Below are 11070 nucleotides of genomic sequence, written 5' to 3' on the forward strand. Positions count from 1 at the left end.
ACACAAAGAACAACCACGCTGTAAAAACCAACAGCGCCATCCGCTCCGCATGTTCCAGTAACTTTCGCGTCTCGTCTCCGTCTGTCTGCGTTTCCGCGTCCGTCCGGCCCGTCTGGCGCCCCGTTGGTGCATCTCTGCGCCGCCGGTGAGGGGGGTTCTACGGTTAGTGGTGGGGACCCGCAACCCCGATTTTCGATAAAGATGCATTTTTTGTGACGAACCCCGATTTTCCCGTGAAATCTGGGGGTTGGCGCAATCTGTGAGTCACGGAACCGCCCTTTCGCGCAATAAACATACCCGCCGAGGGCGCATCAGCCGGGGAATCGCAGGCCTGGCCCGAGTCGTTTTTGACCATCCGGCAAAAACGGCTCAGCCCGCGGCCCGATTCCGGCATCGGGAGGGGGAATCGAAGGCGAATCCCGGTGCACCGGCGCCCCTGCCCGAATCTGCCGGGTGGTCAGGTTCGGGCCAGCGCGCGGGGCATGGGCAGGCGCAGCGTCAGGAGAAACAGGATCGCGCCGAGATACAGAAGCGGTTCGATCTGCCAGCCCTTGACCAGAAGCACGAAATGCAACGCCCCCAGGATCGCCGAAAGATAGACAAGCCTGTGCAGCAGGCGCCAGCGCTTGGGCCCAAGCTTGCGGATCGAGATCGCGTTGGACGTGATCGCCAGCGGGATCATCAGCACGAAGGCCGCCATGCCCACGGTGATATAGGGACGCTTCAGGATATCGGCCCAGATCTGGCTCAGGATCTGCACGTCCAGCACAAGCCAGACCAGCAGGTGAAGCGATATGTAATAGAAGGTCACCAAGCCCAGCATCCGCCGGAACCGGATCAGGTTGATCCCGGCGAAGGTCCGCAAAGGGGTGACGCAGAGCGAGGCGATCAGCACCTGCAACCCCAGCTCGCCCAAGCGATGCTCCAGCGCCTCGATCGGTTCGACACCCAGCCCCCCGGTCAGGCCCAGGTAAAGCCACCACAGCGGGATCACACCGAAGATCGCGTAGAACGGCCAGGTCGGCACCCTGCGCTGAAACCTGTTTATGCTGTCGGCAATCGCCATGGCGCGTCTCCATCACGGGGCGCGGATCGCGCGCCCCGAAGGCTTCAGAAATTCTTGCTCAGGTCCATTCCCTCATAAAGCGAGGCCACCTCGTCGCCATAACCGTTGAACATCAGCGTCGGCTGGCGCTTGGCAAACAGCCCGCCCCCCACCTTGCGTTCGCTCGCCTGGCTCCAGCGGGGGTGATCCACCTCGGGGTTCACGTTGCTGTAGAACCCGTATTCGCGGGCGTTGGCCATGTTCCAGCTGGTGGGCGGCTCGCGGTCCATGGCCGAGATGCGCACGACGCTCTTGATCGACTTGAACCCGTATTTCCACGGCACCACCAGGCGCAGGGGCGCGCCGTTCTGGTTGGGGATCGGTTCATCGTACAGTCCGGTCGCCATGATGGTCAGCGGATGCATCGCCTCGTCGATACGCAGCCCCTCGCGGTAGGGCCATTCAAGATAACCGCGCGAGATGCCCGGCATCTCTTCGGGGCGCACGGCGGTTTCAAAGGCGATGTATTTCGCCCCCGGCTGCACACCCGCCCGGGTCAGAAGATCGGCCAGTTCGAACCCGGCCCAGGGAATGACCATCGACCAGGCCTCGACACAGCGGAACCGGTAGATGCGTTCTTCCAGGGTGACGTTCTTCATGATGTCGTCGAAGGCATAGTCGCCCGGCTTGTCCACCAGTCCGTCGATCTTCACGGTCCAGGGGTCGGTGGTCAGGGCGTCGGCATAGCGGGCCGGGTCTTCCTTGCCGGTGCCGAATTCGTAATAGTTGTTGTAGGTGGTGATCTCTTCCAGGCTGTTGGGTTCGGCATCGGTCGAGAATTTCGACGGTGCTGCATCCAGCTTGGCCAGCGCCGGCCCCCCGATCGAGCCAAGCGCAACCGCACCGGCCCCCGCCATCAGTTGCCGACGGTTCAGAAATGCCGATTTCGGGGTCACATCCGACCAGTTTAGGTCACTCTTGAAACGTCCTGCCATCTTCAAATCCTCGCATTTACAACGTGTGGTCTGGTGAAGAACCTAACGTCCCTATAGCCCGGGAACAGCCATTGCGGTTTCACGATCCCGTTCAGCCACTGAAACAATGGCACCCGAAGACACGGCGCCGGGCGGCGAAAGTTTCGCGGGGGCAAGCACGCCAAGGCTTGATCGGGCCGGCGGAACAGTGCCACTCTCGCACCATGGATCTGAACCAGATCAGATATTTCCTGCATCTCGCAGAGACGCTGAACTTCACCGAGGCGGCGCGCCGCTCGGGCGTATCCCAGCCCAGCCTGACCAAGGCGATCCGCCGGCTCGAGGATGAGTTGGGCGGACCGCTGATGTATCGTGACGGCAAGGATTCACGGCTCACCATGCTGGGCCGCGAGGTGCAGGTCGAGTTCATGCGGATCGAGAAGATCCAGCAGAAGGTGATCGAACTGGCCGAGAATTCGGTGCTGGGGCGCAGCCGGGTGCTGAACATCGGGGTCGGCACCACCATCGCGCCGCGCAACTTCACGCAGTTCATCGAACGGGTGCTGGCCGCCCTGCCCGATCTGCGCATCAACATCCATCCCCTGGCCCCGACCGAAGGCGCGGCCGAGGTCCTGTCGGGCCGGTACGATGGCTGCATCCTGCCCACCCCCCCGGCCGACAGCCCCAAGCTGGCGGTTCAGCCGCTGTTTTGCGAACGATACGTGCTGGCCACCGCCCTGTCCCACCCCCTCGCCCGGCAGAACGAAATCCCGCCCGAGGAATTGTCGCGCCACCCCTATGTCGATCGCCTGCACTGCGAATTCCGCACCCAGCTTGTCACCTACTTCATGGACCGCGACATCGTGCTTCACCCCCGGTTCAGCTCCGAAAGGGAAGACTGGGTGCAACAGGTGGTGGCGGCGGGGGATGGCATCTGCCTGATGCCCGAACGCTCGGCCATCGTGTCGGGGCTGGCCGGCGTGCCCATCGCCAACCTCGACCTAGAACGCGAGGTGGTGCTGGTCACCGTCTCGGGTTCGGGCAGCGCGCGGGAATTGCGGCAGATGTTCAGGATGGCCGCACAGTTCGACTGGGCGCTGGATTACCCGCCGGCGCCTGAACGCGCCGCCCCCGCCCCGCGCTGACCTGACAAGGCCCGGCGCGCCGGAATTGAATCTATAGCCGCCAGGCATTGGCAATCGGGCGCATTCGTTGCCATCTTCCCCTCAACGCCAACAGACAACCAGAGAGGGCCCGATGAAATACGCCAGAACCGAAGACGCCATTGCCCGCCTGACGCCCGAACAACGCCGGGTGACCCAGGAAAGCGGAACCGAACGCCCCGGCACCGGCGAATACCTGAACAACCATGAACCGGGGATCTATGTCGACATCGTGTCGGGCGAACCGCTGTTCGCATCGTCGGACAAGTTCGAATCCGGCTGCGGCTGGCCCAGCTTCACCAAGCCCATCGTCCCGGCCCACGTGAACGAACTGCGCGACACGACCCACGGCATGATCCGCACCGAGGTCCGCTCGACCCATGGCGACAGCCACCTGGGCCATGTCTTTCCCGACGGGCCGCAGGATCGCGGCGGGCTGCGCTACTGCATCAACTCGGCCTCGCTGAGGTTCGTGCATCGCGACGAAATGGAGGCCGAAGGCTACGGCGACTATATTGATCAAGTGGAGGATATCTGATGGCACAGGAACGTGCAGTTCTCGCAGGTGGTTGCTTTTGGGGCATGCAGGATCTGATCCGCAAAATGCCCGGCGTAACGGCAACCCGCGTCGGCTATACCGGCGGCGATGTTGAAAACGCCACCTATCGCAACCACGGCACCCACGCCGAGGGGATCGAGATTCTCTTCGACCCCGAGGTGACGAGCTATCGCAAGATCCTGGAGTTCTTCTTCCAGATCCACGATCCCTCGACGCCCAACCGTCAGGGCAACGACAGGGGCAGCTCGTATCGTTCCGCGATCTACTACGTGGACGAGGATCAGAAGGCCGTCGCGCTGGATACCATCGCCGACGTCGATGCCTCGGGCCTCTGGCCCGGCAAGGTGGTGACCGAGGTGGAGCCCGTCGGCCCCTTCTGGGAGGCCGAGCCAGAGCATCAGGATTATCTGATGCACCGGCCCAATGGCTATACCTGCCATTTCGCCCGGCCCGACTGGGTTCTGCCCAAACGGGCCGCCGCCGAATAACCACGCCACAATGACACTCCAGCGGCATCGACATGCCGCTGGCTTCCCGGCGCCGGCACCCCCGTCGGCGCCCTGGTGACGCTCGCCTTGAAAGGACATAAGTTGCAATTTGGATCAATCCACCAAACCGCCCAGGAACTGCGTGTCTCCCATTGGATCGATGGCGACGGCAAGCAGATGAAACCGCTGAAGCTCTCGGATCTCGGTGACGACTACAAGATCATCTACAGCTTTCAGCACTGGTGCCCCGGGTGTCATTCCCGCGGCTTCCCGACACTGAAGCTTCTGCATGATCGGCTGGCCGACAAGGGCGTCGGCTTTGCCGCCATCCAGACCGTCTTCGAAGGGGCCGAGTTCAATACCCCCGACAAGCTGCGTCTCAACCAGGAGCAATACGGGCTGAAGATTCCCTTCGGCCACGACCTGCCGCAGAAGGGGGATCGCCACCCCAGCTTCATGGAGGATTACCGCACCGGCGGCACGCCATGGTTCACGGTGATCGACCCGGCAGGCCAGGTTGTCTTTGCCGATTTCCGGCTGGATGCCGCGCGGTTTCTGAAGGCGATGGACGCCGAAACCCTCGACATGAACGCCGCCTGACACCGGGCGCGGCCGGGCACCGTGCCTGGCCGCGCCCTGCCCGATGCAGAACCGGAGGCAAGATGGAACACGACCTGACCCTGTTCGGTGAACTGCGCTGCCACAAGACGCGGTTCTACCGCGACGCGCTTATGGAACGCGGTGTCGCCTTCGAACTGGCCGAGGTGGACAAGGCCCCCGAAGCCGCCCGCAGGCTCACCGCCCTTGCCGGAGATGCGTCGAAATTCCCGACGCTTGCGGTGAAGGGGCGCAAGCTGCGCAACCCCACCCTGCCCCAGCTTGACAAGGAACTTGCCCACGCCGGGCTTTTCGACCCGGGCCTGGTTCATGATGCCCGTTCGCAACGGTTCGTGCGCCACATGTCACCGACCGACGCTTTCGTCAGCTATTCGTGGCAGGGTGGCCGGATGGTGCTGGGCCATATCGAGGTCGATCCGCGCCTGCGGGGCCTTGGTATCGGAACCCGCCTGGCGAAAGAGGTGTTTGATATGCTCGGGCGGGAACCCCACGAGATCAGGCTGACATGCCCCTTCCTGCGGAAGGTGGCCGCAACACGCGCCGAATGGCGCAAGAGATTCAACATGGAGAACAGAAATGAATGACATCGAATTCCGCGACACACGTTTTGACCCCGACCTTGTCGAATTTCACGGCATCGCCCAGCAGATGGCGAAATCAGTCGGCTATACCGCCGACCTCTCTGTCGATGGCAAGCTGGCCCAGCTTCTGCGCCTGCGCGTCGCACAGATGAACGAATGTTCCTATTGCCTGATCCTGCACACCCAGGCGGCCCACGATCAGGGTGTCCATCCCGCCAAGACCGCCCATCTGTCAAGCTGGCGTGAAAGCAGGATGTTCACCCCCGAGGAGCAGGCGGCCCTGGCCTATTGCGAGGGGCTGACCGCCTATGACCTGCCGGGCTTCGCGGCCCTGCACGATGCGCTCAAGGCGCATTTCGACGAAAAGGCCATCGCCGAGATCGCGGCCATCGTCATCAACATGAACCTCTGGACCCGGCTCAAGCTGGCCCAGGGCGCAATCCCTGTCCTGAAGGACTGACGATGCATCACATGGGCCCGAATGTCGAAATCATCCTGCTGGGCATTCTGGCCTGTGTGATCGTCTATTCCCTTCTGACCAAGGCGATCAGCCGAACCATACTGACGCTGCCGATCATCTTCATGGTGATCGGCCTGCTGGCCTCGGCGCCGATGACGGCGCTTGCCCCGCCTGCGGTCATGCATGATTTCAGCCGCCTCCTGGCCGAGATCACACTGATCCTGATCCTCTTCGCCGATGCCAGCCACGTCCGGTTCGCCAGGCTGAAGGGCAACATCCAGTATCCGCTGCGCATGCTGGTCATCGGAATGCCGCTGACCATCCTTCTCGGAACTCTCGTGGTCTACATGCTCAGCCCGACAGGCGGGGTGGCCATGGCGCTTCTTACCGCCGCGGTGCTGACCCCGACCGACGCCGCCCTGGGGCAAACCGTGGTGTCCAGCCCCGACGTCCCACCCCGGCTGAGCCAGACGATCAACATCGAAAGCGGGTTGAACGACGGTCTGGCACTGCCCTTCGTGCTTCTGGGCGCGATCCTGGCCTCGGCCGGGATGGAGCAGGCCCGGACCGAGGGGCTTGCCATCGCGGCATTGCTTCAGCTTGTCCTGGGCCCGGCCGTCGGCGTCCTGGTCGGCTGGGCCGTCGCCCGCGCGCTGGACATGGCGTTCGATCGCGATTGGGTGGCGGAAAGCGCGCAGGGTGTCGTCTTCCTCGCCACGGCCTTTGCCGCCTATCTCCTGGCCGAACTGATCGGGGGCAACGGGTTCATCGCGGCCTTCGTCGGCGGGGCCGTCTTCGGCAATGCCTTCCGCCACGACATCCACTTCATCACCGAGTTCATGGAAAGCCAGGGGCAGCTTCTGACCATGTCGGCCTTCCTGATCTTCGGCGCCGTCCTGTTGCCCGCGGGCCTGAACCACATGACCCCGACCGCCGTCATCATCGCCGTGCTGTTCCTGACGGTGGTGCGGATGGGGCCGATCGTCCTGTCGCTGGCGGGATCGCGGCTGAACCTGCGCGAAAAGCTGTTCCTGGGCTGGTTCGGGCCACGCGGCATCGCCTCGATCCTGTTCACGCTGATCATGATCGACGAATACGAATTCCCCCGCGAGGACGAGCTTCTGGCCTGTGTCTCGATGACCGTCTTCCTGTCGATCCTGCTGCACGGGGTGTCGGCGACGCCGCTGGCAAGACGCATCGGGCGGGCGTGACGGCCCTATAGCCACTTGCGCCAGCGGAAGAACCCCACCAGCCCGAGAACCAGCACGACACAGAAGACGGCAAGTATGGCGAAACCTGCCGGGTGCCCCTCGATCGGGATGCCCTTCAGGTTGACGCCGAACATCCCCGTCAGGAACCCCAGCGGCAGGAAGATCGTCGCCGCCACCGTGAAGATATAGGATGTCCGGTTCAACTGGATGTCGCGCAGCCGGTTGATCTGTTCGTTCAGGATGACCAGCCGCTCGCGCACGTCCTGCAAGGTTTCAAGCAGCCTCAGCAACTGGTCCAGGTTCTCGCCGATCCTGTCGCGGTCGCGAGGCGACAGCAGGCCGGTTTCGCTTTTCAGCAGATCCTCCAGCACGATGCGCTGCGGCCTGAGATGCCGCAGGAAGCCGGCCGCGCGCTGCTGCATTCCGGTCAGCCCGTTGCACACCCTGTCCATCTCGCTGCTGGTGACATGCTGTTCGGCCAGCCCCACCTGATCTTCCAGCGCCTCGACCGTGGGTTCGACGATATCGAAATGCAGATCCATGATATCCGCCAGAAAGGCGCCCGGCGTGCGCGGGCCGGCGCCCTTGCGGATCCTGTCGCGCATCTCGTGGATCGGATCGACATCCAGTTCGCGGGTCGTGATGATCCGGTTGTCGTCGATCCAGATCCGCAGCGATACCATGTCTTCCGGGGCCGCCTTGTCGGTCAGGTGCATCGCCTTCAGCAGCACCATGATGCCGCCATCCAGGATACGCACCCGCGACCGGGTGTCTTCGGCGGTCATCGCATCGACCACCAGATCATCCAGCGCGGCAACATCCATCAGGAAGGTGGCCGTCGCCTTGTGCCGGATACACATGTGCAGCCAGCGGGGCGGCTGGCCGGCGGGAAAGACATCGGCGTCGCTGCCGTCCAGTTCCTGCGGATTGCCAAGTTCGCAGAGGTGCAGGAACCCCGGGTTCTCGTTCATCGGTTTCAATGGGCTCTCCGCCGGGTCTGCTTGCGTGAAGGATCGCCGAAGCGGTCCGCGAAAATCTCGTGCGCCTCGGCCGAACCCATCAGGATCAGAAGATCCTCGGCGCCCGGTGCGATGGGGCCGGTCGCATCGCGCAGCGCCCTGTCGCCCGGGGCGCGGATGCCGAGGGGCAGCAAACCCTCGATCCCCCAATCGGCCACCGAAGGCGGCAATCCTTCGCGGGTCCAGTGTTCGGCGATGCTGCGGTCATCGGCAAACTGGAACAGCGTCACATAGCTGCGCCCGAAATCGCCATGGCGGTTCAGCCACCGATAGGCGGCGCCACAGATCAGGTCGTCGACGTATTTGCTGAACAGGACATAGCGCACGAAAAGCAGCGCCAGCACCAGCGCCACCCCCTGCAAGACCAGCCCGTCCATCTCGGTGCTGACGTTCAGGGCGCTGACGATCAGCGTTGCCGCCACCGAGGCGATACCGACACTGCCCGCGATCATCAGGAAGGTCAGAACCCTGCGGCGCGCGGGATGGCGCAGCAGGTCTTCGGATTCCGACGTGGTGAATCCCGTACCGCTAAGCGCCGACAGGGCCTGAAGCCGGGCCACCGACCGCGGAATCCCCGAGTGTTCCAGCACCACACCGGCAACCCGCACGATCGTGCTGGAAACGGCGAACAGAAATACGATCGTCAGCGCGGCGCCCATGCATGTCCCTCTTCTTTTTCAAGGTTAAGCGGGGGATGGCGGGGCCGCAATGCCAAGGCTCCGATTTCCGCGCGCCCCTTGCCCCTGCGCCGCGACGGCAAGGGGCCTCAGGGCCCGCTGGCGAGTTGTCAGGGCCGCACGGAGAGAGTAGAACATATGGTGAACATTGTCGGGAATCACCTGTGCCGTGCAACTTGTCGAACACACGCAACCAACGCCCCACGCCCCTGTCCTGCCCCGAGGGGCATACCCTGTCCGAGGTCTTCTCGGCCAGCGCGACGGATGCGGCCGCCATCGGCTTTCTGGTGGCCAGGCTGCCCCGGGCCGATGCACCGCTTTTCTGGGTGCAGGACCGGTTTTCCCAGCAGGAGGCGGGCCAGCCCTATCTGCCCGGGCTGGCCGGGCGGCGGATCATCCGCGCCGACCTGAACCGCCCGGTCGATGTGCTCTGGGCGATGGAAGAGGGGCTGCGCTGCACCTCGCTTGCCGCCGTGATCGGCGAGGTATGGGGCAACCCCAGGGCGCTGGATTTCACCGCCACCAAGCGGCTGGTGATGCGGGCCGAACGCCATGGCGTGCCCTGCTGGCTGATCCGGCGTGGCGCCGCGCCCGATCTCAGCTCGGCGCGCAACCGCTGGCGGGTCCTGTCGCTGCCTTCGCAGGCCAACCCGGACGACCCCGGCGCGCCCGGCGATCCGCGCTGGCAGGTCGAACTGTTCCGCTCGCGTCACATGCGCCCCGGCACATGGATCGCAACCCATGACAGGGCGGCGGATCGTGTCGATCTCACTGCCCCATTTCGCGATGGAGCGGTGGCACAGGACGATGGAGCGCCGGAACGTCGCGCCGCCCGATGACCTGGCCGTGGTCCTGGCGACCGAGGGGCGGCACGGCCCGGTGATCCATGCCGCGAACCGCGCCGCCCGCCTGGCCGGAATCGACGCCGGGGCGCGGATCGTGGACGTGAAGGCCATCTGCCCGGATCTTCAGGTGGAATATGCCGACATCGCGCAGGACAGGGCAGCGCTGGAACGTCTCGTGCTCTGGGCGCGGCGCTGGTGCCCCTGGAGCGCGGCGGATGGCGCCGACGGCCTGATCCTTGAAACCACCGGCGCCGATCACCTGCTGGGCGGCGAGGCGGCGATGCTGCGTGACATGGAAACGCGCCTGTCGTTCCTGGGGCTGACCGCGCGGCCCGCCGTCGCGCCGACCTGGGGCGCGGCCTGGGCGCTGGCCCGTTACGGGCCGGTCAGGGCGATCTGTCCGCCCGAAGCCCTGGCAGACCAGCTTGCCCCGCTGCCGGTTGCGGCCCTGCGGCTGGACGGTGACACCCTGCTTCTGCTGAACCGCCTGGGGCTGAAGACCATCGGCGCCCTGGCCCGTGCCCCGCGCCTGTCGCTGGCCCGCCGTTTCGGGCGCGAACCCCTGCGCGCCAACCCCCTGTTGCGGCTGGATCAGGCCATGGGCCACCTGGCCGAACCGGTGGCAAGCAAGGACGCACCGCCGCGCATCCAGGCCCTGGCACGCCTGGCCGAACCGATACAGGACCCGGCACCGCATCTGCCCGGCCTCTGCGCCGATCTCTGCGCCCAGCTTGTCCGGCACGGGCTTGGCTGTCGCCGCCTGACCCTGACCGTCTTTCGCACCGACGGAGAGATCCGCGCGATCACCGCCGGCACCTCGGCCCCCAGCCGCGATGCCGATCACCTGCGGCGCCTCTTCGACGACCGGCTGGAGCGGATCGACCCCGGCTTCGGCTTCGACCTCATCAGCCTTGCGGCCGGAACGGTGGAAACCATCGAAACGGTGCAGACCCGGCTTGACGGGCGCGCGGACGAGGATCTGCAACTGCCCCACCTCATCGACCGGATCGTGGCGCGGTTCGGGGAACGGTCGGTCCGGCGCACGGTGCTGCGGGCCAGCCACCTGCCCGAACGCGCCCAATCCCTTGTCGGCGCCGTGGCCCCCCCCGGCGATGAAATCGCCCCCCCGGCGCGCGAACGCCCCGTCCGCCTGCTGTCCTTTCCCGAAGAGGTGCGCGTGATCTATGCGGTGCCCGAGGGCCCGCCGGTACAGTTCATCTGGCGCCGCCAGACCCACAGGGTGGCGCGCTTTGCCGGCCCCGAACGCATCGCGCCCGAATGGTGGAAGGACCGCCCCGGCACCCGGCTGCGCGACTATTTCAAGGTCGAGGATCAGAACGGCAAACGGCTGTGGCTGTTCCGCGAAGGGCTGCACGAGGACGGGCGCGGCGGCGATCCGCGATGGTTCATCCACGGGATGTTCACCTGAT

13 protein-coding genes are annotated in these 11070 nt (G+C 64.9%); 9 read left to right on the top strand and 4 right to left on the bottom strand.

The genetic code is table 11. From position 1 onward, the window contains the following. Nucleotides 1-457 precede the first annotated feature (457 nt). Both msrQ and msrP read right to left on the bottom strand, forming a co-directional pair. Nucleotides 458-1066, bottom strand: a complete 609-nt coding sequence (gene msrQ, locus H7828_RS19590; RefSeq protein ID WP_226782763.1) for a protein-methionine-sulfoxide reductase heme-binding subunit MsrQ — start codon at nucleotides 1064-1066, stop codon at nucleotides 458-460. Between the two features lie 44 nt (nucleotides 1067-1110). Continuing rightward, nucleotides 1111-2040: a protein-methionine-sulfoxide reductase catalytic subunit MsrP gene (msrP, locus tag H7828_RS19595; RefSeq protein WP_226782764.1), complete on the bottom strand. Its 930-nt coding sequence runs from the start codon at nucleotides 2038-2040 to the stop codon at nucleotides 1111-1113. Between the two features lie 203 nt (nucleotides 2041-2243). On the opposite strand from msrP, the gene H7828_RS19600 reads away from it, so the two are divergent. From H7828_RS19600 to H7828_RS19630, 7 genes are all read left to right on the top strand, one after another. Beyond that, nucleotides 2244-3164 (top strand): LysR family transcriptional regulator, encoded by a 921-nt coding sequence (locus H7828_RS19600; RefSeq protein WP_226782765.1) that lies wholly within the window; start codon nucleotides 2244-2246, stop codon nucleotides 3162-3164. A 112-nt stretch (nucleotides 3165-3276) separates the two neighbouring features. Beyond that, on the top strand, nucleotides 3277-3720 hold the full coding sequence (gene msrB, locus H7828_RS19605; protein ID WP_226782766.1) for a peptide-methionine (R)-S-oxide reductase MsrB: 444 nt from the start codon (nucleotides 3277-3279) through the stop codon (nucleotides 3718-3720). Further along, nucleotides 3720-4229, top strand: a complete 510-nt coding sequence (msrA, locus tag H7828_RS19610; protein WP_226782767.1) for a peptide-methionine (S)-S-oxide reductase MsrA — start codon at nucleotides 3720-3722, stop codon at nucleotides 4227-4229. The genes msrB and msrA overlap by 1 nt, the downstream gene beginning before the upstream one ends. Before the next feature lie 102 nt (nucleotides 4230-4331). Further along, nucleotides 4332-4829, top strand: coding sequence for a peroxiredoxin family protein (locus H7828_RS19615; protein WP_226782768.1), 498 nt, complete (start codon nucleotides 4332-4334; stop codon nucleotides 4827-4829). A 62-nt stretch (nucleotides 4830-4891) separates the two neighbouring features. Then, entirely contained in the window at nucleotides 4892-5431 is a 540-nt protein-coding gene (locus H7828_RS19620) for a GNAT family N-acetyltransferase (RefSeq protein WP_226782769.1), read from the top strand. Beyond that, a complete protein-coding gene (locus H7828_RS19625; RefSeq protein WP_226782770.1) occupies nucleotides 5424-5888 on the top strand; it encodes a carboxymuconolactone decarboxylase family protein in 465 nt (154 codons plus the stop codon). The genes H7828_RS19620 and H7828_RS19625 overlap by 8 nt, the downstream gene beginning before the upstream one ends. Nucleotides 5889-5890: 2 nt before the next feature. Further along, a complete protein-coding gene (locus H7828_RS19630) occupies nucleotides 5891-7099 on the top strand; it encodes a cation:proton antiporter (protein WP_226782771.1) in 1209 nt (402 codons plus the stop codon). Between the two features lie 5 nt (nucleotides 7100-7104). Here the strand turns inward: H7828_RS19630 and H7828_RS19635 are convergent, their stop codons facing one another. Both H7828_RS19635 and H7828_RS19640 read right to left on the bottom strand, forming a co-directional pair. Continuing rightward, a complete protein-coding gene (locus tag H7828_RS19635) occupies nucleotides 7105-8070 on the bottom strand; it encodes a CorA family divalent cation transporter (RefSeq protein WP_226782845.1) in 966 nt (321 codons plus the stop codon). Between the two features lie 5 nt (nucleotides 8071-8075). Further along, nucleotides 8076-8777: a hypothetical protein gene (locus H7828_RS19640; protein ID WP_226782772.1), complete on the bottom strand. Its 702-nt coding sequence runs from the start codon at nucleotides 8775-8777 to the stop codon at nucleotides 8076-8078. 194 nt (nucleotides 8778-8971) lie between these two features. On the opposite strand from H7828_RS19640, the gene H7828_RS19645 reads away from it, so the two are divergent. Continuing rightward, nucleotides 8972-9634: an ImuA family protein gene (locus H7828_RS19645; protein ID WP_226782773.1), complete on the top strand. Its 663-nt coding sequence runs from the start codon at nucleotides 8972-8974 to the stop codon at nucleotides 9632-9634. Continuing rightward, the gene (locus H7828_RS19650; RefSeq protein ID WP_226782774.1) at nucleotides 9537-11069 is read left to right on the top strand and encodes a Y-family DNA polymerase; all 1533 of its coding nucleotides are present in this window, start codon (nucleotides 9537-9539) and stop codon (nucleotides 11067-11069) included. The genes H7828_RS19645 and H7828_RS19650 overlap by 98 nt, the downstream gene beginning before the upstream one ends. The last annotated feature ends 1 nt before the right edge of the window (nucleotide 11070 follow it).

The sequence above is a fragment of the Oceaniglobus trochenteri genome (genome assembly GCF_020529025.1).
GTDB lineage: Bacteria > Pseudomonadota > Alphaproteobacteria > Rhodobacterales > Rhodobacteraceae > Oceaniglobus > Oceaniglobus trochenteri.